Genomic DNA, 22,580 nt, shown 5'->3' on the forward strand with positions numbered 1-22,580 from the left:
CTGTAGAATGGCATTCGCCACCTCATGGAAGGCGCTAGCATCTGAATAGGCCTTACCCAGAAGCCCAGGAATACAGAAGTATGGGTCCGCCGAGAGGCGTGAGGCACAGGCACCGGCCCGCTTCATTGCTCTTCACAGTCTCCGCAGCGATAGCCGCCCTAATGCAAGTGTCTGCCCGCTTTATGAAGAATTCGCGGCCATCTCTCGTCTCAGTCTTCATGATGTTGAAGATCGGGTAGCAGCGATAAGTAACTGCTTTTTCAATAGTCCGTGTGCGGGACAATCATCGAACGCTCCTATCGATCTGATCGAAAACCATCCTCTGGCCAGTTCCAGACGGCCATTTTCTCAAGGCTCATATCCTCCATCGTATAGGCGATCCCGCCGACGCCAAGCCCGGAGCGGCGCAGCCCTGCAAAAGGCATCCAGTCGACGCGGAATGCCGTATGGTCGTTCACCATCACAGCCGATCCCGCCAGAGACTGTATGCAATGATTGGCGATTGACAGCCGATCGGTGAATATAGCGGCCTGAAAGGCGTAAGGCAGGGCATTGGCCTGCTCGATAGCCAGGTCGATATCGTCATAGCCATACACGCAGATCACGGGGCCGAAGATTTCTTCCTGGGATACCTTGGCACTTTCGGGAGGATCGACAATGACGGTCGGGGAGAAAAGAGTGTCACTCAGACGGCTTCCCCCGCACACCAGGGTACCGCCTGCTGCGATGGCTTCATCGACCCAGCGTTCGACGCGGTCGACTTCCTCCGTCCGGATCAAGGGGCCGCATTGGGTTTCAGCATCGGCGGGATCGCCCACGACCAGCTTTTCGGCAGCTCGCCCCAGGTCATTGGCGAAGTCTTTCAATTCTGCAGCAGGGACGAATACGCGCTGCACGGAAACGCAGACCTGACCCGAATGATAGAACCCGCCTTTGAGCAACGAGGCGATCACTGCTGCGCGCTCCACGCCGCTGTCCACGATGACCGGCGCCGCGCCGCCGTTCTCGAGAGCAATGCGGGTTCCCGGCGCCAGCTTCGAGCGAAGCATCCAGCCGATTTTCGCAGAACCGATGAATGAGAAGAACGCCGTGCGCGGATCGGTTGCCATTTTTTCGGCGACATCGTTGCTGCACGGAGCGAACCGGCACCAGGCCTCGGGCAGGCCGGCTTCATGGAGAATGCTCACGAAGCTCTGGCATGACAGAGGCGTTTCCAGCGCAGGCTTGATGAGAACGGGGCACCCGGCTGCTACCGCCGGTCCGACCTGATGGACGATCAGGTTGAGGGGGTGATTGAATGCCGAGATCGCCGCGACAGGACCGATCGGTTCGCGGAAGGTATACGCCGTCCGTCCCGCACCCGCGTCTGTCAGGTCCATGGGGATCTCGTGGCCGCCGCCATCGCTGAGCGCCTGAACGCACAAGTCGACGCTGTTGATCGCGCGACCGGCTTCCACGCGCGCATCGACCAAGGGCTTGCCGCCCTCCCTGACGATCTGGAGAGCCAGTTCTTCGGCTCGTTCGCGCATGATATCCGCCGCCCGCCGGAGGATGGCGATACGCTCGTGCACGGCAAGCCAGCAACTGCGGTCGCGGTGGAGCAACTGCGCTTCATTCAGCCATTCATCGATTTGAGCCCAGTCAACAAGCGGTACTTCTGCAATCGGCGAGCGGTCGAAAGGATTGTGAACGATCGTTTTCATAGCTCGCACACCTTCGCGCCGAGTTCGTCGATCAGCACCTTCTTGTTTTCGGAATAGTCGACGGGCAGATCGACGATATGCACGCCGCCCGCCTCGAATGCGTCGTTCAGGACCGCCACAAGATCTGCGCTCCGTTCGACCCGGTGACCGGTCGCTCCATAGCTTTGTGCGTAGGTGACGAAGTCGGGATTGGAAAAGGTCAGGCCGTAGTCCGGAAAGCCGAGCTGGTCCTGCTTCCAGCGGATCATGCCGTATGCCGCATCGTTCAGGACGAGTACGACGAGGTTCAGGCCCAGCCTGACGGCCGTTTCCAGCTCCTGCGAGTTCATCATGAACCCGCCATCGCCGCATACCGCGAGAACTCTGCGCCCGGGCGACAGCATCGCCGCCATCATGGCGGATGGAAGGCCCGCGCCCATCGTCGCCAATGCATTGTCGAGAAGGATGGTGCCCGGTTCATTCGCAATGTAGTTTCTGGCGAACCAGATCTTGTAGATACCGTTGTCGAGCGCAACGATATCATCGCGCGCCATTACGCTGCGTACGTCGGCAACCACGCGCTGGGGGACCATCGGAAAACGTTCGTCGTCGCTGGTTTCGGAAATGTGCGAAGCAATCTCGTGATGCAGGGCGGTATAATAGCTGCGATCGCACTGCAGCTTGCCATCCAGGCGGTTTCCCAGCCGCTCGACCGAACCGGCAATGTCACCGATTACCTCCAGCTGCGGGAAATAGACCTGATCGACTTCGGCCGCCTTGTAATTGATATGGATGACGGTCTGCCCGCCCGGCTCCATGAAGAAGGGCGGCTTCTCCACCACGTCGTGACCGATATTGACGATCAGATCGGCCTTCTCGATCGCGCAGTGAACATAATCGCCCGACGATAGCGCCGCGGTGCCCAGATAGAGCTCGTTATCTTCATCGACCACGCCCTTGCCCATCTGGGTGTCGAAGAAGGGAAAGCCGGTATCGGCCACGAATTTGCGCAACGCCTTCGAAGCGCGGCGGCGGTTTGCTCCGGCTCCGATCAGCAGTAATGGCCGCTCAGCCGCGATGATCCGCTCGGCCGCTTCGTCGAGCGCCGCATCTCCGGCGACCGCATAACGCCTGTGATGCGGCGGTATGACCGGTTCGATCGTTTCCTCTTCAGCGATATCTTCCGGAAGCTCGAGCAGCACAGCGCCCGGTCTTTCTTCCTGCGCCAGGCGGAAACCCTCGCGAACGAGCGAGGGGATGCGATTGCCGTTCACGATCTGGGTCGAAGCCTTGCATAGCGGCGTAAACAGCGAAACAACGTCGACAATTTGGAACTGCGCCTGTTTCGATGTCTTTATCGGTTTCTGCCCGGTGATGATGATGAGCGGAAAGGCCCCGAGCGCGGCATAGGCTGCCGGAGTTGTCAGGTTCGTCGCACCAGGCCCGAGAGTTGCGAGGCAAACCCCCGCCTTGCCGGTCAGACGGCCATAGGTCGCCGCCATGAAGCCCGCACCTTGCTCATGGCGCGTCAATACCAATTCGATTGAGGACGTGCGCAGGGATTCCAGCAGGTCGAGGTTTTCTTCGCCGGGAACGGCAAAGATGTATTCCACCTCTTCAGCCTCTAATGCAGCGATAAACAAGTCAGAGGCTTTCATTTTCGATATTCCCTTTTCAGAAGCATGAATGCCCTACGGCAATGCTTTCTCACTACAACCGCAAAGAGAGTCACAGACGCAAGGAGCCCCGCCTCATTCGCACCATGCCGTTCAGCGAATGTTCTGAAATGCGCGTAGCCGCAAAAAGTATCCTAAAAATCATAGCCCTTGGGTTTGGTAGGAAGGTAGGGACTGCGTTTCTTGACATTCCCACCGCCGCAGTATGAGTCCGCGATCCACCTTGTGTGCCCCCACGCGAAACCGGTGCAATTTGCGACATCGGCGAAAATGTTTTGCTTGCCCATCAAGGCATGGCGGAGACAGATATTTTCCCGCGCTGGAATCACGTGCCGATGACATTCGGATGCCTGAATGGCTAGGCCAGTGATCGGCGGTGCAGTTGACCTATCTGCATTGACATGATCGACGAGTACCGGGCCCAGACCTGATTTCTATCGTCCAGAGAATCAGAGATATCTGCCGATCATCCAAGGAACCAATATGTACCGAAGTCTTGGTCTTTCGATCGCCGTTGCAGTCTTCGCGAGCGATCTCATTTCAAAATGGCTTATTGTGAATGTGGTCATGGACCCTGCCCGCACGATAGATGTTTTTCCATTCTTCAATCTGGTGCTCGGATATAATCGCGGTGTTACATTCGGCCTTCTGAGTTCCGGCAATCCAATCGCGCCCTATTTGCTGTCCGGGTTCGCGCTTCTTGTCGTGGGCGTTCTGGCCAGATGGCTCTGGCGCAGTACCGTACGCCTCGAATCCGCCGCGATAGGTTCGATCATTGGCGGTGCATTGGGTAACGTTGCCGACCGACTGGCGGACGGAGCGGTCACCGATTTTCTCGACTTCTATGTCGGCGGCTATCACTGGCCGGCGTTCAATCTCGCAGATGTCGGAATAGTCCTTGGAGTGGCATTGCTTCTCGTTACCTGGTGGTCCGGAGAAACGCAGCGCGACGATGGCACCGCGCCGAAAGTGTAGATTCTGCGCTTTTGCCGAGGCAATCTTTAGGCGGATTTTCTAGCAAGCCCGCCGATGATGCCGCAGTCGGTGGCAGTGCCCCCATCGCAGGCCCGTGCCAGGCCGATCAGTTCCTGTCTCATCGCCTGCAGCTGTTCGATCTGCTCTTCCACCCGGCGCAAATGATTTCGTGCCAAATTCGCAGCGTCCTTGCAATCCCGGTTTGGTGCGTCCGACACTTCGAGCAGCGAGCGAACTTCGGACACCGAAAAGCCCAAACCCCGAGCCCGCCGGATGAATACGAGCCGTTCGACATCGGCGTCTGCGTAAATCCTTCGTCCCGACTGGGAGCGCGGAGCGGGCTTCAGAAGACCGATCTCTTCATAATAGCGAACGGTGTTGACTTTGGTCCCGGTCGCGCGGGCAATTTTTCCTATCTGCATTCTTTAATCCTCGATGATGGCCATCGCAGGGTGTGTGTCTCCGCGACGCAATCGCACATCGGCCGTCAGACTTTCTGCGAAAAGTTCGCAGAAAGTCCTTGATCCTCCAGTAACTGGAGATTGTAAAGCTTAGAAACCATGAGTTTAGATGATTCGGAAGACTGTGGTTGCACCGGCGACCCTGAGAGGGCGGTTGACGATCCGCAATACCGCCGCGCGCTTTGGATCGTGATTATCCTCAATGTCGGCTTCGGCATGATCGAGCTGGCCGCCGGGTTTTTAGCCGCGAGCCAGGCGCTCAAAGCCGACGCGCTAGACTTCCTTGGCGATGGCTCGATCACCTTCATCGGACTGCTTGCGCTCGGATGGACGGCATCGACGCGTGCTCGGGTGGCGCTCGCGCAAGGTTTGTTTCTGGCGGCGCTTGGTGTGAGTGTGATCGGCGCGGCGATCTGGCGCATGTTCGATATGGTGCAGCCGGAAGCCGGCATCATGGGCTGGGTGGGGTTTGTCGCCCTGCTTATCAACCTTGCCGCCGTTTTTGTGCTCGCTCGCTTTCGCAAAGGAGGCGATGCTCAAGCGCGCGCGATATGGCTATTTTCACGCAACGATGCCCTGGCCAATGTCGCGGTCATCGTCGCAGCCGGTTTGGTTTATTGGTTGGGAAGCGCATGGCCTGATATCATCGTGGCCGCTGCGATTGCGTTTTTGTTCCTCCATTCGGCTCTCGAAATTATCCGCCATGCGCGCAGCGATATGAAGACGCAGCAGATTGCATGATGAAATATTTGGCGCGCCTGTCCGGCATTTGCCTGGCCCTTCTGTTGTCGTTCGGCAGCGCGCAAGCGTTGGCGGCAGAACCCAACACGATCTGGCGCTTGCTCGATTACATGGCGGTAGATTATGCAGCTGCCGTCGAGGACGGCGAAGTCGTCAACGAACTCGAATATGAGGAAATGGTCGAATTCGCCGGTTCGGTACGATCGGGTATTGCGGAATTGCCTGAAAGCCCCGGTCGCGTTCGGCTAGAGGCAAACGCGAAGCAACTTGAAGCCGATATCCTCTCGATGGCCCCCGTTGATCAAGTTGCCACGGCAGCCAGAAAGCTCGCTGCGGATCTCCTAGCCATCTATCCGATCACGCTCTCGCCTTCGAGGGCGCCCGATCTTGAGCGCGGAAGACTGCTGTACCAGGAGACTTGTGCCAGTTGCCACGGGGTGTCAGGAAACGGTCGCGGGCCGGCGTCTGCGGGCCTTGATCCACCGCCGATCGCATTTACCGACGTCGATCGCGCGCGCCAGCGTAGCATTATGGGTCTCTATCAGGTTATCGACCAAGGGATCGATGGCACCGCCATGCCCGGTTTCTCACAGCTCTCCTCCGACGATCGTTGGGCCCTGGCCTTCTATTCGGGATCCGTCGCCTTTGAGGCGGCGGACGAAGGGGCGCGTCTATGGAAGTCAGATTCCGAACTACGTAAACGCTTTCCCGATCTTGCCGCTCTCACGAAGATCACGCCGGACGAACTGGCAGGAGAGATCGGGCAAGAGCGCGCGGACGCGCTCATGGCCTATCTTCGGGCCAACCCGTCGGCGATCGCCGATGCAGCGGGGCCTCTTGGCATCACACGTACCCGGCTCGCAGAAGCTGAACGCGCCCACGCGAACGGGAATATTTCCCGGGCCAAGGAGCTCGCACTGTCGGCATATTTGGACGGGTTCGAACCCGTCGAACCGATATTGGCGACACGCAATCCGGATCTTCTGGTGCGTATCGAGAGCGGGATGATGGACTTGCGTGCAGCCATCGACGCAGATCTGCCGACCTCTGCGATAAGCGAACGGATCCGGGCCATCGAGGGTTTGCTCGTACAGGCTGAAAATGTCCTTACGCCGGAATCTGCGACGGGATGGTCAACCTTTGTGGCATCTTTCGCGATCCTCCTCCGCGAGGGTCTGGAGGCATTGCTGATCGTGATCGCCATGATCGCTTTCGTGAGGAAGGCGGGACAGGATCGGGCATTGCGATTTGTCCATGGCGGGTGGACCGGTGCGCTGGTAGCAGGCGCGTTTACTTGGCTTGCGGCGACCTATCTTCTCGACATCAGCGGTGCCGGCCGGGAATCGATCGAGGCATTCGGTTCGCTGATTGCAGCGCTGGTCCTTCTGTCGGTTGGCGTCTGGATGCACGGAAAATCACAGGCAGACAATTGGCAGCGCTATATCCGCGACAAGCTTGGCAAGGCGCTTTCGCGCGGATCGCTCTGGTTCCTGTTCGGGATCGTATTCCTTGTCGTCTATAGAGAGGTCTTCGAAACCATCCTTTTTTACGCTGCGCTGTCCGCTCAGGGAAGTACGGGCTATCTGCTGGCGGGCGCTGCCACGGCCGGTTTGCTCCTTGTCGTCATCGCCTGGCTGCTGCTGCGCTACAGCCGGACGCTGCCGATCGGAAAGTTCTTTGCCTACAGTTCGGTGCTCATCGCCCTGCTTGCGATTGTCCTGATTGGCAAAGGGATCGCGGGCTTGCAGGAAGCGGGTGTGATCGGAATTGCACCGATAGCCGGCGGTCCGCGACTAAGTATGCTTGGAGTTTATCCGACGTTCCAAGTGATTGGCGCTCAATTTGCAATGGCATCCGCACTTTTACTTGGTTTCTGGATTAATCACACCCGAGCATCAAACAATGACCGGTAACGCGATGCAGTGTGATAATATATCTTTCTATTACGGCGTTTGTGTCGACCCAGGTCGGTACATGAATAGCGCATTTGTTCGTTCTTATGCATTGAGCTGCGCGACGGCTTCGGCATTCGAAGAGAATATCGACTTGTGCCATGTGATTGGTCCTGCTAGCGGGGCCAAAGTGTCATGACCCTCCGTATGCCCCTTCTTGCCTTGAAGCCGGTTTTCGCCATGCTGATTCTCTTCGGCCTGGTGTTCAGCGTAAGCGTGGACGCGGCGGTATGCGGGCCTGAAATTGGCGAACTTACAAGTGTCAAAGCTGCAAGTAGCGAGACTGGTCAAGACTTGCCGGACAGCCCGAATGAGCAGCATGGCATCTGCGCCCACGGCCATTGCCATCATGGAGTCCAATTTGCAGGCAATGCGGATATCGGGGCCGGTGAGCGTTCATCCGGTGCACAGCATTTCTTCGAACCCGTCGGCCTGACTGCAGTCCAGCAAGCGATTTTGACGCCCCCTCCTCGAATCTGACGTCCAGTATTGCCGCCGCAATGTCGGCGCGCATTCGGCATGTCAGTAGAGGAAAAATCAATTCATGTTTGCCATTATTTGGCGAGGCGCCCTTTTTGCAGGGCTGAGCCTCGCAGTACTGCCCGGTGCGGTGCGTGCACAAGAACGCGCGGTGTTGACGCTCGACGAAGCTCTCGCGCGTGCGGGGGTGGACGAAAGCGCGCAGGTGCAATCAGACAATCCGCGTTTGATCGGGCCGCAGGCCGAAACGGACGCGGCACGCGCGCTTATCGATCAGGCACGGCTTCGGCCAAATCCTGAGCTTGCCTTTGAAGCGGAGAACATCGCAGGAAGCGGTGCCTTTTCAGGGCTGCAAGCAACCGAATATACGCTGTCTTTGAGTCAGCGCCTCGAGCTAGGCGGCAAGCGGGGCGCACGCATTCGCTCGGCCGAGGCCGAGGCGCGCGTGGCAATGCTTTCTGGAGAATTGTCGGTCGCTGAGCTGAGTCGCATGGTGCGCGAACGCTACATCGAGGCGGTCGCTTCAGCTGCGCGACTGGAACTTGCCCGCGACGTAGTCGAACGCAATCGCGAACTCGCGCGTATAGCTGGCCTGCTTGTCGAAGTTGGCCGCGAGCCGCCGCTGCGCTCGCTTCGTGCAGAAGCGGCCCTTGCTGAAGCCGAGGCGGAGTTTGAAGCCGCGCGAGCTTCAGAGATAGCGGCGCGGAGCGCGTTGGTGGCGCTCTGGGGTGAAACGTCCCCTCCCCCGGACGTGCCATCGGCGTTTCCCGGGATCGAACCTCCTGCGATGCTTCTTGCATCGCCTTCTGCTTTGCGTCTCCAAGTCGCGCGTGCCGAACGCGAGGCGGCGGACGCTGCGATCGACAGGGAGCGCTCTTTGGGTGTTCCCGATCCGGCCATCTCCGCCGGTGTCAGGCGGTTCGAGGAAAGCAGGGATCAGGCCTTCCTAGTGGGCGTCTCGATTCCCCTTCCTTTCCGCAATCGCAATCAGGGTAACATCGCCGCTGCCGAGGCCCGCTTCCGCGCGGCCTCCGCACGCGAGGCTGTCGCCCGCGCGGATTTCGAACTCGAAGTAACCCAGGCGCGCGGCCGCTTTCTCGCCGCCGAGGCTCGTGTAGAGACTCTGTCCCAAACCTCCCTGCCTCAAGCGGAAGAAGCCTTGCGCCTCGTCCGGATTGGGTATCGCAACGGCAGGTTCCCGCTGATCGAGGTTCTGGCTGCGGCCGAAGCCCGCGATGCAATCCGAGAAGCCTTGATCCAAGCCCAGGAAGATCGCGGTCGCCTGGCGGCGCAGTTGATCTGGCTTGGCGCCCAATGAGGAAAATACCCATGAACCGTAAGCGTTTGGCCGTACTGATCGGCCTGATCATTCTTGTTTTTGCGGCTGCTGTAATGCTGTGGCCGGACAACGGCGCAGAACCGCACAGCGAAGAGGAAACCGAAGAAAGCGATCTCCCGGAAGGACTGGTCCTACTCGGCGAAGAGCAGATTCGAAGCTCCGAAATCATGGTCGAGACCGTTGGTGAGGGCTCGGCGGTAGAGCTAGTGTTCCCAGCCACAATCGCCGCTAGCCCCACAGGCAGCGCGCGGATCGATGCGCGAGCGGCGGGCGTGGTGCGGAGCGTTCAAAAAACGCTGGGTGATTACGTCCGGCAGGGTGAAACCATTGCGCGTATCGAAAGTGCGGAAGCGGCAGCTTTGGCATCGCAATTGAGCGCGGCGCGCGCGCGCGTCAACGAATTGTCAGCCGCCTATGAGCGCGAACGCCGGCTTTTCGAAGCCAATGTTACGGCGCGGCAGGATCTCGAAGCGGTGCGCGCCAATCTCCAGGTCGCCCAGTCAGAACTGTCCCGCGCGCAGGCAGCGGTTGCGGCAGCGGGCGTGAGTGGCGACGGTCGGTCTTTGGCGGTTACCAGCCCTCTTGCAGGACGGGTAACGGCGGCGCCTATTGTCCTTGGTTCGTTTGTCGATGCGGGAGAGGAACTCTACCAAATCGTGAATCCTAATGCGATGCAGATCGAAGTCGCGCTCCCCTCTGCAGAAGCGAGCCGTATTCAGCCAGGCGATGAAGCCACGCTGGAACTTGCAGAAAACCGCGAGATCGGAGCGCGGGTCCGCTCCGTCACGCCATCGCTCGATCCTGAGAGCCGCAGCGCGACGGCAGTCCTTTCGCTCACGCGGTCCATCCCCGGTCTTCAACCAGGTGCCTTCCTGCAAGCGCGCATCCGGCCTTCGGGCGAGGTCGACACGGGCCGCATGTCGGTGCCCGAAAGCGCGGTGCAGTCACTCGACGGCCAGGAAGTGGTTTTCGTGCGCACGCGCCGCGGCTTCCAGACCCGTCCGGTGGTGACCGGCGCACGTTCCGCAGGCCGCGTGGTGATCGAATCCGGTCTCGAAGCGAACTGGCGGATCGCAACCGAGAATGCCTTCCTGCTCAAAGCCGAACTCGAAAAAGAGGAAGCCGAACATGGACACTGATCGCATGCAGGAAACGGAGCACTCGCACCGCCACGGCCTGATCGGCATGATCCTAGACATGGCCGTGCGTTTTCGCTGGGCCATGGTCGTTTTGACGATCGGTGTTGCCATCTATGGCGTGATGAACCTTCTTCGGCTTCCCATTGACGCCGTACCCGACATTACGAACGTTCAGGTGCAGATCAATACCGAAGCGCCCGCCCTTTCCCCCTCCCAGGTCGAAACGCAGGTAACCTATCCGGTGGAAACCGGTCTCGCCGGGATCGATGGTCTGGAAATGACCCGTTCGATTTCGCGCAACGGGTTCAGCCAGGTTACTGCAATCTTCGAAGAAGGTACTGACATCTATTTCGCGCGGCAGCAGGTCAATGAGCGCCTGACGCCGATCACCGCTTCGCTGCCCGAAGGAGCAGAACCGGTAATGGGACCTATCTCGACCGGTCTGGGCGAAGTACTCATGTATACGATCGAGTTCGAGCATCCGGGGGGCAAGGAAGCACCGAAGGGCAATGCGGTCGGTTGGCAGTCCGACGGAAGCTTCGTTACCGAACGCGGTGACAGGCTGGATAGCGATGTCGCTAAGGCTGCTTATCTGCGTACCATTCAGGACTGGGTGGTCGCTCCACTCATGCGGTCGGTCGATGGCGTCGCCGGTGTCGATTCCATCGGGGGTTTCCGAAAGCAATATCTCGTACAGCCCGATCCTGCTCGCATGACAGGCTACGGGCTTTCATTCGATGAGGTGATCGATGCGCTGGAAGCCGCCAACCTTGCCGAAGGCGCGAATTTCGTCGAGCGATCAGGAGAAGCCCTGCTGGCTCGTGTCGATGCACGGCTCGGCAGTGTCCAGGACATCGAGCAAGCAGTCATATCTACACGTGGAGGCGTTCCCATTCGCGTGGGAGATGTCGCAACGGTCAGCATTGGCGGTGATCTCAGAACCGGGGCTGCATCGCTGAATGGCGACGAGGCTGTGGTTGGTACCGTCCTCATGCGGGCAGGAGAAAACAGCCGCACTGTTTCAGCCCAGGCCGCTGAGAGGCTTGACGAAGTCCGCGCCTCCCTGCCGCAAGGTGTGGTAGCCGAAATCGTCTACAATCGTTCGTCTCTCGTCGATGCAACGATCGCGACCGTCGAGAAGAATCTCGTCGAGGGTGCGCTGCTGGTCATAGCCATCCTGTTCCTTTTGCTCGGCAACATACGGGCCGCAATTATCGCCGCTCTGGTTATCCCTTTTTCGATGCTGATGGCATCGATCGGCATGAACCGGCTCGGAGTGTCAGGCAATCTGATGAGTCTGGGCGCGCTTGACTTCGGTCTGATCGTCGATGGGGCCGTGATTATCGTCGAGAATAGTGTGGCACGTCTTGCGGCCAGACAGGAGCATGAGGGCCGGCTCCTGACACTTGGCGAACGGCTGACGGAAACGCGGCTTGCCGCGCAGGAGATGATCAAGCCGACTGTCTATGGTCAGGCGATTATCCTTCTGGTGTTCGCACCGTTGCTGACCTTCACCGGAGTCGAGGGCAAGACGTTCTCGCCGATGGCCATCACGGTCATGCTGGCGCTCGCGTCGGCATTCGTACTCTCGCTGACTTTCGTCCCGGCGATGATCGCGATCCTGCTGAACAAAAAACTGACGGAGAAGGAAGTCAAACCGATCCGGATCGCCAAGGAACGCTATGGGCCTCTTGTCCGCAAAGCCATCGCCCGCCCTTGGCCGGTGATCGGGGCCGGTGCCGGCATTTTTGCCGTTGCTGCTCTGGTGTTCAGTTTCCTTGGCAGCGAGTTTACACCGCAGCTCGACGAGCGCGATATCGCGGTGCAATCATTGCGAATCCCTTCCACATCTCTCGAGCGGTCTCTGGCGATGCAGCGGCGAGTAGAAGATCGATTGGAGGAATTTCCGCAAGTGCAGCTTGTATTCTCACGTACCGGTACTGCGGAAGTGGCCAGCGACCCGATGCCGCCCAACGCCTCCGATGCGTATGTGATCCTGAAGCCGCGCGATGAATGGCCTGACCCGGATCTTTCGAAAGATGATCTGGTGGCAGAAATGGAGAGTGCTCTGGGAGGCCTGGTTGGCAATCTCTATGAGTTCAGCCAACCAATCGAACTTCGCTTCAACGAACTGATCGCTGGCGTGCGCGGCGATGTCGCGGTCAAGATCTACGGCGACGACCTGACCGCCATGACCTCGGCAGCGAACGAGGTCGCCGGGATTTTGCGCGAGGTCGAGGGAGCTGCGGATGTTAAAGTCCAGCAGGTCACCGGTTTCCCAACGCTTGATATTGCCTTCGATCGTCCAACGATCGCTCGATATGGGCTGAAGGTCGAAGACGTCGCTCAATCCGTCGCAATTGCTTTGGGCGGGCGGCCTGCCGGGCTGGTCTTTGAAGGCGATCGAAGGTTCGAGGTCGTCGTTCGGCTTTCGGATGCGACACGCGATGATTTCGATCAGCTTGGTGCATTGCCGGTGCTGCTTCCGAACGGAGCGACCATACCGCTGCGCTCGGTCGCCGAATTCCGGGTTGTGGATGGCCTTGCCGAAGTCCGCCGTGAACAGGGACGCAGGCTGGTGATCGTTTCCTCCAATGTGCGCGAGCGCGATCTTGGCTCCTTCGTTGAGGAAGCGAGGGCGAATGTCGAGGCGCAGGTCGAATTGCCCGCTGCAGCCTTCATCGAGTGGGGCGGCCAGTACCAGAACCTTCAGGCTGCGCAGGAACGGTTGCAGATCGTTATCCCGATCGCTTTCGCGGTTATACTCCTGTTGCTCTATATGGCAGTCGGAGGCTGGGTTCCCGCTCTGGCTGTTTTCAGCGCGATCCCGCTCGCCCTCGCTGGCGGCATCTTCTCGCTGGCTCTGCGCGGAATGCCGTTTTCGGTTTCGGCGGCAGTCGGGTTCATCGCCCTCTCGGGCGTGGCGACCCTCAACGGTCTCGTGATGGTGACTGCAATACGCCAGCGTCTGGACAAGGGGATGGCGCTCGATGAGGCCATCGTGGAAGGCGGACTGGCGCGCTTGCGTCCAGTATTGATGACGGCTCTGGTCGCGTCGCTCGGGTTTGTCCCCATGGCGATCGCGACCGGCACTGGAGCGGAGGTTCAACGGCCTCTGGCAACGGTGGTCATTGGCGGTCTGATCACCGCCACTGCGCTCACCTTGTTCGTCCTTCCCGCGATCCTAAAGCTCGTCTTCGCCACCAGAAAGGATGACCGGACGTGGCGTCAACGCTGGTGGGACCGCCTGCGCCGCAACGTCACTCCCGAGGAACGGCAAGAGCTGCAAGAGGTTACGTGAATGGAGAGTATCAATGATTACTAGCCAGCTCAGAGTGACCCTTGCCGGCGCCCTGATACTTTCAAGTGTTCCAGCATCGGCGCAGGATCAGAGCACGCTTGTTCCGATCGCCGGTGTCTGGAGCCTTGGTGAAACGCGGTCTTGTGATAGCGGACCGGCCTGGGTGTTTTTCGCAGATGGCTATTATGCCGAAGTGCAGCTTCCGGACGGTGCCCCCGCCGCCGTCGGAATTTGGCGAGACGAGGGCGATGCCATCGCTTACACCCACGCGCACATGCCATTTGAAGGTCATGAACGGCCGATGCGGGTTCGTCATCTTACCATCGAAGAGCGCACCGCCGAAAAACTTACAACCCGCAACTATCGCGGTGTCACGCGCACGTTTCACCGCTGTCCAGCGAATTCGCTGAAAGTGCCGGCAGGTCAGGACGCACATTGACGCTTTCTTTACGCAATATGCGGGCTTCGCTAGTCCCTATTCGGGTTTCGCGAACCTGCAAGCTTACGGGTCTGCGGCACCGGGAGCGGTCAATTTCCAATGGGATGCAATAGGCAATGACACGAACCATCGAACTCGAAGTCTCACCGCTCCTTCCCGACATCCCCAGCGAAACCGACCATTGCATCGCTCGCTTGCAGTCTTTGCTCAACTCGCGGATCGGCGTGCACGAAGTCACGATATTGCCCGGCGAGAAAGATGCATCCGCCCGACTAGCGATATCATACGATGCCGATCGCCTGACTGTCCCCCGCATCAAGGAGTTGGCCCATGTGGCCGGAGCGGAAATCTCCGAACGCTACGGACACGTTGTCTGGCAAGCCGATGGCATCAATTCCACCCGCCGTGCCCAAACGGTCGCGGACCTGCTGGCGAGCAAACCCGGTATCCTCGAAGCAAATGCTGATGCGAGCGGGAGGTTCATCGCCGAATACGACCGTCAGCTAACCGATGAGCCTAGGATTGCGGGCGAGCTCAAGAACCTCGGCGTGTCGGTTCTGGCGGGCGATGTCGTCAGGAACGCCGAGCACTCTTCCAAAGACCATAGTCACGATGATGAAGATCATGCCGGACACAGTCATGGCGGAATCTTCGGCGCGAACACCGAACTCTATTTCTCGCTCGCCTCGGGCGCATTTCTCGCGACCGGGTTCGGGATTGAGAAACTATGGTCTGGGCATCCCGGATGGCTGCCATTCGCGTGCTATCTCGCAGCGTATTTCTTTGGCGGATTCTTTACCGTCCGAGAGGCGTGGGACAATCTGCGCCTCCGCCGGTTCGAAATCGACAGCCTCATGCTTGTCGCTGCTGCGGGCGCCGCCTTTCTTGGGGAATGGGCCGAAGGCGCGCTTCTGCTGTTCCTGTTCAGTTTCGGCCACGCGCTCGAACACTACGCGATGGGCCGCGCCAAGAGGGCGATCGAGGCGCTCGCCGAGCTCGCGCCGGAAACGGCACGAGTAAAGCGCGGAACTGACGTCGTTGAGGTTCCGGTCGAGAAGCTTGCGATTGGCGACGTGGTCATAGTGCGTCCGAATGAACGCCTTCCGGCCGATGGTTTCATCCTGGACGGCGTCAGTGCCATCAATCAGGCTCCGGTGACCGGTGAAAGCGTGCCGGTCGACAAGAGCGCGGTTTCGAATATCGCTTCTGCGCGCGCCAATCCTGACAATCTTGCGGATGACAATCGCGTCTTTGCAGGGACGATCAACGGATCGGGCGCGCTCGAAGTGGAAGTGACCCGGCGATCGAGCGATACGACGCTCGCCAAGGTCGTCCAAATGGTGAGCGAAGCCGAGGCTCAGCAATCTCCTACCCAGCGTTTCACGCAGCGCTTTGAGCGAATTTTTGTGCCCGCCGTGCTCGCTCTGGCCGGCCTGCTCCTTTTCGCCTGGGTTGTCATCGACGAGCCGTTCCGCGACAGTTTTTACCGGGCGATGGCGGTGCTTGTGGCTGCCAGCCCCTGCGCTTTGGCGATCGCCACCCCGAGCGCGGTCTTGTCCGGAGTAGCCAGAGCAGCACGCAGCGGTATTCTGGTAAAAGGCGGAGCGCCGCTCGAAGATCTTGGTGCGCTAAAGGCCATCGCGTTCGACAAGACGGGTACGCTTACAAAAGGTGAGCCCCGGATTACCGATGTTGTGGCAGCGCCCGGCGTAGCGGAACGAGAGTTGCTTGCGATTGCGTCCGCCGCCGAAAGCCTGAGCGATCATCCTCTGGCACAGGCGATCGTCAAGGATGGCCGCGAGCAGATCGGCGATGAGACACTACCCAAAGCGCGCGATCTTGAAAGCTTCACAGGCAAGGGCATCACCGCAATTGTTGGCGGGGAGCGGGTGTGGATCGGCAAGCTCGAAATGTTTGGCCAAGACGGCGTTCCTTCGCTCAGTGAGGGCCTGTCGGGAGAAATCGAGGCCATGCGCGAGCGTGGGCGGACAACAATGGGCGTTCGTTCGGAAACGCGCGATCTTGGAGCGATCGGTTTGCTCGACACGCCGCGGGCGGCAGCAAAGGCGACGCTCGAAGCGCTGCGCGGCCTCGGGATCACCCGAATGATCATGATCTCGGGCGACGATCAAAGAGTGGCCGATGCGGTTGGAAAGGATGTCGGCCTCGATGAGGCCTGGGGTAATCTCATGCCCGACGACAAGGTCGAGGCCATCCGCAAGCTTGCCGGTCAGGACAAGGTTGCGATGGTCGGAGACGGGGTTAACGATGCTCCTGCCATGGCGAATGCCACTGTCGGGATAGCAATGGGCGCTGCAGGCTCGGACGTTGCATTGGAAACAGCCGATGTCGCCCTTATGGCTGATGATCTTGCCCGGCTGCCTTTCGCCGTCGATCTGAGCCGGCAGACCCGCTCGATCATCCGGCAGAACATGATCGTCAGTCTCGGAATTGTCGCTGTGCTTATTCCGGCGACTATTTTCGGTCTCGGGATAGGCCCCGCTGTCGCGGTTCATGAAGGTTCGACATTGATCGTGGTCGCCAACGCGCTCCGGCTTCTGGCGTATAAAGAGAAGAGCGGTGCAAAGGCGATAATGGAGACGCAAGCATGAGCGGCGATGATAACTTCAATCTGGATACGTCTGACAAGCGCCGCACATTATGGATCGTCTTATGGCTTAACGTTGCGATTGCGGTCGGGTTTTTCGTCATGGGCTACTTTGGCGACTCGAATGCGCTGCTGGCCAACGGACTCGACAATTCGTCGGACGCGCTTGTCTACGCTCTCAGTCTCCTTGCGCTGAGTCGACCGCGCTCCTGGAAGCGAGGCGCAGCGCGCTTTTCTGGCGTCATGCTTTTGATCTTTGCCGGCGGAGTGATTGCTGATGCCGTCAGGCGGTTTGTTGAAGGTTCTGAGCCGGGTGGCATCCTGATGATCGCGATGGCTGCCGTCGCGGGCATAGTGAACCTCTATTGCCTTCGCCTGTTGCAAAAGATGCAGAACAAGGACGTCAACATGCGGGCCGCCACCACATTCAGCTTCAATGACTTCATTTCGAACGGCGGGATTATCATCGCTGGCGTCATCGTTATGATCACAGGCGCGAACTGGCCGGACCTTGTGGTCGGCATCGCTGTGGCTGGCATAGCTCTTTACGGCGGGATCGATATCCTGCGCGACGCGCACAGTGACAAGCACGACGAAGCGGGAACGGTTCATGGCGAAACACGGGAATGAGCCTCGTCCACGAGATATTTGTAACTGAGGATTTGTCGGCGATCCTGACCTTGGCGATGCTGGCAAGCCTCGGCCTGGGTGCTGGCGTTGTCTGGGAAGAAAAGCACGGGCCTACCCCGAACGAAAATGGGTTCGCGGCGGCCGTCCACTCTGGCGCCCTTGCCGCACTTGCGCTTGTTTTGACCGGTCCTGCAGTTGGACAAGCAAGGGGTGACTTCATAGACGCAGCCCTGCTCCCCGCTGGCGGGACTCTCTATCTTCTGGCGGTGCTGATCGGAGGCTGGGCTTCGCATCGCGACTCAGTTGGAACCCTGTCCGACGCCGTGGGAAGACGCGGGCCGAAGATGACCATTGCGCTTCAAGGCGGTATTGCGCTGGGGTTTGGTGGCATCGCTCTGGGTGCAGCAGCAGCCGTGTCTGTCTTCGCCGGTTTCGCAGCAACACTAGGGGTTGGAATCACCTTTTTCCTGGTGGGGCGAAAGACAACAGCCGGATTTCGCGACAGCGCGATGAAACGCATGGATCGTCTGGCGATCCATGTTTTTCTGTCACTCGCCTTTGTTGCCGCAGCGGTAGCCGGGTTTTGGCTTCTCCACGGCATGAGCGAAACAACCGACGCGCGGTTGGCAATTCTACTCGCAGGATACTTTCTTATCTGGTCGGTTCATTTTTTGCTGCAAATCCCGGGCAGACTGGGAGGTTTGAATTTGGCAGCACTCGCGGCCTTCATCTCCGGGCTTGCGATGTTCGGAATGATTGCAGTCGGATTTAACGCCGCGATCGGAGCAATCGATAATTCCGATGCGATCCTTCAGCATCCGGATACCGCCGGCAACGAAATCGTAAATAGCGGAGAGAAGTGATGGCGCACTCGCACGATCATACTGGCCACAGTCACGGCGAGGAAAACCTTAGCGATCGTCAGCTGATCCTCGCGGTCGCGATCAATGTCCTCCTGACCCTTGCCCAGATCGTCGGCGGCATCCTTTCGGGGTCACTGGCGCTTATCGCGGATGCATTGCACAACTTCAGCGATGCGGCCTCTCTTGGTCTTGCATGGTTTGCGCGGCGCATAGGCCGGCGGCCGGCGGACAAGCTGATGACCTTCGGCTACGCCCAGGGAGAAGTCGTCGCCGCGCTCATCAATCTCACGACCTTGCTGATCATCGGATTCTATCTGATCGTTGAGGCGATCAACCGTTTCGCCGCGCCGCAGCCGGTCGAAGGCTGGACCGTGATCTGGGTTGCCGGGATCGCACTTGTCATCGATCTCGTCACCGCATTCATTGTCTATCGCGGCGCGCATGACAGCATTAACATGAAGGCTGCCTTCCTGCATAATGTTTCGGACGCGCTGGCCTCGATCGGTGTGATCGTCGCCGGAGTGCTAATCATTCTATACGATCTCGTCGTCGCCGATCTCATCATCACTCTCATCATCGCGGCCTATGTCATCTGGCAGGGCGCGACGCTCCTACCGCGAACCGTTCGTCTGCTGATGGGAGCAGTGCCGGACGAGGTGGAATTTGATCAGATGGTTGAAAACCTGCGCGCGCTTGGCGGCGTGCAGGATATTCACCACGTCCATGTCTGGAATCTGGGAGAACATCACCGGGCGCTCGAAGCCCATCTCACTCTTGTTGATTACTCCCAAACAGCATTCGAGGGAGTCAAGCGACGCGCGCGGGCGATGCTGGAAAAGGATTTCGGCATCGCACATGCCACTTTCGAGCCCTGCCTCGCTACGGACTGCGATGATGCGCTGATCCCTGCCCACCCGGCACCCAACAACGGGAAAGACACGGCCGGTGATTAAGCTTTCGCTGGCCTGTTCCTGCCCGACCGTTCGCAGACCCTGAGCCCTCATCGCGCGCCGGTCACGGACGGTATTGCAGTCCGGAACCGATGCACCGCGAGCCGCCCTAACCCGATATGGGCATAAAAGCCTACTACTGCTATTGCGAATACGTCTCAATAGCAGTAGTAGGCTGGTAAATGTCTCGAAAGGATTCTTCACAGGTATCGCGCTACCGCCTCGCTCATAGCAATTGCACTGGCCGCCCCTGCTTACGCCAATGAAAAAGACCCGACCGATGAGCGGCAATCGCAGGACGGGATAGCAAACCCAAGCGAATCGATTATCGTGATTGGCGGTCGCATCGATGCGTATGAAGTGGCCGGTGCGGCGGACCTAATCGATGGCGAGGAACTGAGCGAATTCGAGCATGGTGACGTCAACCGTGTCCTGCGCCAGGTGCCGGGGGTCAACATTCAGGAAGAGGACAGTTTCGGGCTATTCCCGAATATTGGCTTGCGCGGCGCGCCGGTCGAACGGTCGAGCAACATCACCTTGATGGAAGATGGCGTTCTTATTGCCCCTGCCCCCTACGCCGCTCCGGCCGCGTATTACTTCCCTGCGATCGGTCGAATGGATGCAGTCGAAGTGATCAAGGGCGCGGGCTCGGTACGCTATGGTCCTCGCACGATCGGCGGGGCCATCAATTTCCGATCGACTCCGATACCGACCGAGAGCCTTGCTGGCGAAGCCTCCGGACAGCTTGGTTCTCGCGGCTATTATCAAGGTCATGGCTGGATTGGCGCTAGCGCCGGCAATTTCGGGGCGCTGGTGGAAAGCTATCAGCAAGGCAGTGACGGGTTCAAGACGATAGATGGGCTTCCCGGCGCTGAGACCGGTTTTCAACGTCAGGACTATCGCGCCCGCTTCGCCGTCCACACCAGCCCAGATTCGCCGGTCGATGCGCGCCTCGAGTTCGCCTATGGTCGATCAGAACTTGAGGCGAACGAAACCTATTTGGGCCTCGCCGACGCGGATTTCGCGAGCGATCCGTACCGGCGCTATTCGGCCAGCCAACGCGACGTTTTCACGGGCGAGCACGATCAATATCGGCTCACCGGCACCCTCCGGTTGCCCGACGACACGCAGTTCGCGGTTACCCTATATCGCAACGATTTCACACGAAGTTGGTCGAAGCTACAGGACATCGATTTCGATGGTGATGGCAGCTTTGATGCCATCCAACCCGTTTTCGATGCTCCCTCCTCAAACGAGAGAGGCCTCGCAATCCTGCGAGGCGCAGAGTGCGCTGAAGGTGCCCTTCGCATTCGCAACAACAACCGCGTCTATCGGAGCGAAGGCGTCCAGCTTTCGTTCGAAAGACCTTTCGAGACCGGCGAGGTCAGGCACAACCTGGCTGCGTCGCTCCGGTATCACGAGGATGAAGAAGACCGGTTGCAGAATGAGGAATTCTATACGCAAACGGATGGAGATCTCGTTTTCGTCCGGCAGACGGCTCCGGGCGCTCAAGCCAATCGCGAGGCGAAGGCGAAGGCGATCGCTTTCTATCTGGAGGACCGGATCGAGATCGGCGGGCTTACTCTGACACCCGGCATTCGGTACGAAGGCATCGACCTTACCCGACTGGACTATGATCGAGCCGACCCCGCTCGTCTCGATGGACCTTCGCGCATACGTAAGACCAACATTGACGAATGGCTTCCCGCACTCGGTGCAACCTATGCACTGGGAGACGTGCTGTTGATTGCAGGCGCTTCGCGCGGTTTTTCTCCCCCCGGGCCAGGAAATCCGGAGGCGCGAGCCGAGAAAAGCTGGAACTATGAATTTGGTGGGCGTTTTCGGAATGGCGCCATTCAAGCTTCCGCGATTGCGTTTTATTCCGACTATTCCAATCTGCTCGGAAACTGCACACAATCCGTGGGGTGTAGCGTCGGGGATATTGGCGACCAGTTCAATGCTGGGGCCGTCTCCGTAAAGGGGTTGGAGCTGGCAGCTTCGACGGAGCATCAAGTGGGTAGGGAAATTTCAATTCCCTTCTCGGTGGTTTACACGCTCACCGACGCGCAATTCGAAAGCAGTTTCGAGAGTGCGTTCTTCGGTTCCGTGTCCCAGGGCGACGCACTCCCCTACATCGCTCGCCACCAATTCTATGCCGAAACGGGGCTCGCATTTGGACCGGCATCCTTGCTCGTGAGCGCCAATTACACATCGCAAGTACGCACCGAAGCAGGTAGCGGGGATATTTCGCCCGATGAGCGTATTGACGAAAGGATTGTCTTTGATCTCGCCGGCCGGTTTGCGCTGACGGAAGGTCTCTCTTTGTGTGCCAGAGTGGATAATCTGTTCGACAATGCTTATGCTGTAGCGCGTCGGCCTTCGGGTTTGAGACCGGGGGCTCCCCGGCGCTTCGTAGCAGGCGCTAGCGTGCGCTTCTGAGTATCTACGCCGGCCGATGATCGCGCAATCTTGTAGGAGGCGGGAGCGCCAGTGAGCATTTCCGCCCCACTAAATGCAGGTGAGGTCGAGACTCACGCAATCGATTGCGTCGACATTCGACGTGCCGCAGGCCACACACCCGCCAAAATATGAGGACGGCGGACACCTCCCCTCACGACAAATAGGATTATGCACATGACCCTCTCCATTGGCTCGACAGCCCCCGATTTCACAGCGGAAACGACCCAAGGCACCATCACCTTCCATGATTGGATGGGCGACAATTGGGCTATCCTGTTTTCTCATCCAAAGGCATTTACCCCGGTTTGTACGACCGAGCTGGGTTACATGGCCGGTCTCGGCGAGGAATTTGCCAAACGCGACACCAAGATTCTCGGCCTGTCGGTCGACAGCAGCCAAGACAATCGCGACTGGCTACCCGATATCGAGGCGCGGTCAGCGGCAATAAAGTCGATTACCCGGTGGTCGGCGACAGCGACCTGAAGGTGGCCAAACTCTACAATATGTTGCCCGCCGAGGAGACTGGCAGTGCGGAGCAAAGAACCGCAGCCGACAATGCTACCGTTCGCGCCGTCTATATCGTTGGCCCGGACAAAAAAATCCGTGCGATGCTACTTTATCCGATGAGCAGCGGACGCAATTTCGAAGAAGTGCTTCGATTGCTCGATTCAGTCCAGCTCACCGAAAGTAAAGGCGTGGCAACCCCGGTCAATTGGCAGAGTGGGGATGACGTCATCATTCCACCGTCTGTTTCCGATAAAGAAGCGAAAGCGCGCTTCCCGCAAGGTTTCACAACGCTGCGCCCCTATCTGCGCACGGTTAAAATCGACTGACCAGCGCAAGCGGATGTGGTGTATTTGGGCTCGAACTCAACAGGGGAACCC

At 59.0% G+C, this 22,580-nt stretch carries 18 protein-coding genes; 15 read left to right on the plus strand and 3 right to left on the minus strand.

Features of this window, described 5'->3' with window-relative positions:
- Positions 1-296: 296 nt before the first annotated feature.
- Both HG250_RS03580 and HG250_RS03585 read right to left on the minus strand, forming a co-directional pair.
- Entirely contained in the window at positions 297-1,703 is a 1,407-nt protein-coding gene (locus HG250_RS03580) for an aldehyde dehydrogenase family protein (protein WP_170002812.1), read from the minus strand.
- Positions 1,700-3,340, minus strand: coding sequence for an acetolactate synthase large subunit (locus HG250_RS03585; RefSeq protein ID WP_090479089.1), 1,641 nt, complete (start codon positions 3,338-3,340; stop codon positions 1,700-1,702). Before HG250_RS03585 ends, HG250_RS03580 begins: the two co-directional genes overlap by 4 nt.
- Positions 3,341-3,841: 501 nt before the next feature.
- On the opposite strand from HG250_RS03585, the gene lspA reads away from it, so the two are divergent.
- Positions 3,842-4,333 (plus strand): signal peptidase II, encoded by a 492-nt coding sequence (lspA, locus tag HG250_RS03590; protein ID WP_090479092.1) that lies wholly within the window; start codon positions 3,842-3,844, stop codon positions 4,331-4,333.
- 26 nt (positions 4,334-4,359) lie between these two features.
- On the opposite strand, the gene HG250_RS03595 is transcribed toward lspA, so the two are convergent.
- Positions 4,360-4,755, minus strand: coding sequence for a MerR family transcriptional regulator (locus HG250_RS03595; protein ID WP_090479094.1), 396 nt, complete (start codon positions 4,753-4,755; stop codon positions 4,360-4,362).
- A gap of 138 nt (positions 4,756-4,893) precedes the next feature.
- Here HG250_RS03595 and HG250_RS03600 point away from each other — a divergent pair, with 138 nt between their 5' ends.
- The 14 genes from HG250_RS03600 (at position 4,894) to HG250_RS13165 (ending at position 22,529) form a co-directional block, all read left to right on the plus strand.
- A complete protein-coding gene (locus tag HG250_RS03600) occupies positions 4,894-5,535 on the plus strand; it encodes a cation efflux transmembrane domain-containing protein (protein WP_011413839.1) in 642 nt (213 codons plus the stop codon).
- Positions 5,532-7,448, plus strand: a complete 1,917-nt coding sequence (locus HG250_RS03605) for a cytochrome c/FTR1 family iron permease (RefSeq protein WP_090479097.1) — start codon at positions 5,532-5,534, stop codon at positions 7,446-7,448. Before HG250_RS03600 ends, HG250_RS03605 begins: the two co-directional genes overlap by 4 nt.
- A gap of 174 nt (positions 7,449-7,622) precedes the next feature.
- Positions 7,623-7,967 (plus strand): hypothetical protein, encoded by a 345-nt coding sequence (locus HG250_RS03610; protein ID WP_170002815.1) that lies wholly within the window; start codon positions 7,623-7,625, stop codon positions 7,965-7,967.
- A gap of 64 nt (positions 7,968-8,031) precedes the next feature.
- Positions 8,032-9,285: a TolC family protein gene (locus tag HG250_RS03615; RefSeq protein WP_010412683.1), complete on the plus strand. Its 1,254-nt coding sequence runs from the start codon at positions 8,032-8,034 to the stop codon at positions 9,283-9,285.
- Positions 9,286-9,296: 11 nt separating this feature from the next.
- Complete coding sequence (locus HG250_RS03620) at positions 9,297-10,445, plus strand: efflux RND transporter periplasmic adaptor subunit (protein ID WP_011413836.1); 1,149 nt, start codon at positions 9,297-9,299, stop codon at positions 10,443-10,445.
- A 37-nt stretch (positions 10,446-10,482) separates the two neighbouring features.
- On the plus strand, positions 10,483-13,746 hold the full coding sequence (locus HG250_RS03625; protein ID WP_137678839.1) for an efflux RND transporter permease subunit: 3,264 nt from the start codon (positions 10,483-10,485) through the stop codon (positions 13,744-13,746).
- Positions 13,747-13,759: 13 nt separating this feature from the next.
- Positions 13,760-14,185 carry a hypothetical protein gene (locus tag HG250_RS12910; RefSeq protein WP_240956886.1) on the plus strand — a complete coding sequence of 142 codons (426 nt, stop codon included), beginning with the start codon at positions 13,760-13,762 and terminating at the stop codon, positions 14,183-14,185.
- Between the two features lie 116 nt (positions 14,186-14,301).
- On the plus strand, positions 14,302-16,797 hold the full coding sequence (locus tag HG250_RS03635) for a heavy metal translocating P-type ATPase (RefSeq protein ID WP_090479106.1): 2,496 nt from the start codon (positions 14,302-14,304) through the stop codon (positions 16,795-16,797).
- The gene (locus HG250_RS03640) at positions 16,794-17,423 is read left to right on the plus strand and encodes a cation efflux transmembrane domain-containing protein (RefSeq protein ID WP_090479109.1); all 630 of its coding nucleotides are present in this window, start codon (positions 16,794-16,796) and stop codon (positions 17,421-17,423) included. Before HG250_RS03635 ends, HG250_RS03640 begins: the two co-directional genes overlap by 4 nt.
- The gene (locus HG250_RS03645) at positions 17,420-18,286 is read left to right on the plus strand and encodes a hypothetical protein (RefSeq protein ID WP_090479112.1); all 867 of its coding nucleotides are present in this window, start codon (positions 17,420-17,422) and stop codon (positions 18,284-18,286) included. The genes HG250_RS03640 and HG250_RS03645 overlap by 4 nt, the downstream gene beginning before the upstream one ends.
- A complete protein-coding gene (locus tag HG250_RS03650) occupies positions 18,286-19,239 on the plus strand; it encodes a cation diffusion facilitator family transporter (RefSeq protein ID WP_090479115.1) in 954 nt (317 codons plus the stop codon). Before HG250_RS03645 ends, HG250_RS03650 begins: the two co-directional genes overlap by 1 nt.
- A gap of 327 nt (positions 19,240-19,566) precedes the next feature.
- The gene (locus HG250_RS03655; RefSeq protein ID WP_305958900.1) at positions 19,567-21,675 is read left to right on the plus strand and encodes a TonB-dependent receptor family protein; all 2,109 of its coding nucleotides are present in this window, start codon (positions 19,567-19,569) and stop codon (positions 21,673-21,675) included.
- A 195-nt stretch (positions 21,676-21,870) separates the two neighbouring features.
- Complete coding sequence (locus tag HG250_RS13160; protein ID WP_428831680.1) at positions 21,871-22,179, plus strand: redoxin domain-containing protein; 309 nt, start codon at positions 21,871-21,873, stop codon at positions 22,177-22,179.
- The gene (locus HG250_RS13165; RefSeq protein WP_438865876.1) at positions 22,158-22,529 is read left to right on the plus strand and encodes a thioredoxin domain-containing protein; all 372 of its coding nucleotides are present in this window, start codon (positions 22,158-22,160) and stop codon (positions 22,527-22,529) included. Before HG250_RS13160 ends, HG250_RS13165 begins: the two co-directional genes overlap by 22 nt.
- Positions 22,530-22,580 lie beyond the last annotated feature (51 nt).

Source organism: Pseudopontixanthobacter vadosimaris (genome assembly GCF_012979275.1).
Taxonomy (GTDB): Bacteria; Pseudomonadota; Alphaproteobacteria; order Sphingomonadales; family Sphingomonadaceae; genus Pseudopontixanthobacter; species Pseudopontixanthobacter vadosimaris.

Excerpts from the sequence above, each read along its gene's own strand:
- HG250_RS03580 (WP_170002812.1), bottom strand. The coding sequence starts at position 1,703 with ATGAAAACGATCGTTCACAATCCTTTCGACCGCTCGCCGATTGCAGAA.
- HG250_RS03585 (WP_090479089.1), bottom strand. The coding sequence starts at position 3,340 with ATGAAAGCCTCTGACTTGTTTATCGCTGCATTAGAGGCTGAAGAGGTG.
- lspA (WP_090479092.1), top strand. The coding sequence starts at position 3,842 with ATGTACCGAAGTCTTGGTCTTTCGATCGCCGTTGCAGTCTTCGCGAGC.
- HG250_RS03595 (WP_090479094.1), bottom strand. The coding sequence starts at position 4,755 with ATGCAGATAGGAAAAATTGCCCGCGCGACCGGGACCAAAGTCAACACC.
- HG250_RS03600 (WP_011413839.1), top strand. The coding sequence starts at position 4,894 with ATGAGTTTAGATGATTCGGAAGACTGTGGTTGCACCGGCGACCCTGAG.
- HG250_RS03605 (WP_090479097.1), top strand. The coding sequence starts at position 5,532 with ATGATGAAATATTTGGCGCGCCTGTCCGGCATTTGCCTGGCCCTTCTG.
- HG250_RS03610 (WP_170002815.1), top strand. The coding sequence starts at position 7,623 with ATGACCCTCCGTATGCCCCTTCTTGCCTTGAAGCCGGTTTTCGCCATG.
- HG250_RS03615 (WP_010412683.1), top strand. The coding sequence starts at position 8,032 with ATGTTTGCCATTATTTGGCGAGGCGCCCTTTTTGCAGGGCTGAGCCTC.
- HG250_RS03620 (WP_011413836.1), top strand. The coding sequence starts at position 9,297 with ATGAACCGTAAGCGTTTGGCCGTACTGATCGGCCTGATCATTCTTGTT.
- HG250_RS12910 (WP_240956886.1), top strand. The coding sequence starts at position 13,760 with ATGATTACTAGCCAGCTCAGAGTGACCCTTGCCGGCGCCCTGATACTT.
- HG250_RS03635 (WP_090479106.1), top strand. The coding sequence starts at position 14,302 with ATGACACGAACCATCGAACTCGAAGTCTCACCGCTCCTTCCCGACATC.
- HG250_RS03640 (WP_090479109.1), top strand. The coding sequence starts at position 16,794 with ATGAGCGGCGATGATAACTTCAATCTGGATACGTCTGACAAGCGCCGC.
- HG250_RS03645 (WP_090479112.1), top strand. The coding sequence starts at position 17,420 with ATGAGCCTCGTCCACGAGATATTTGTAACTGAGGATTTGTCGGCGATC.
- HG250_RS03650 (WP_090479115.1), top strand. The coding sequence starts at position 18,286 with ATGGCGCACTCGCACGATCATACTGGCCACAGTCACGGCGAGGAAAAC.
- HG250_RS13160 (WP_428831680.1), top strand. The coding sequence starts at position 21,871 with ATGACCCTCTCCATTGGCTCGACAGCCCCCGATTTCACAGCGGAAACG.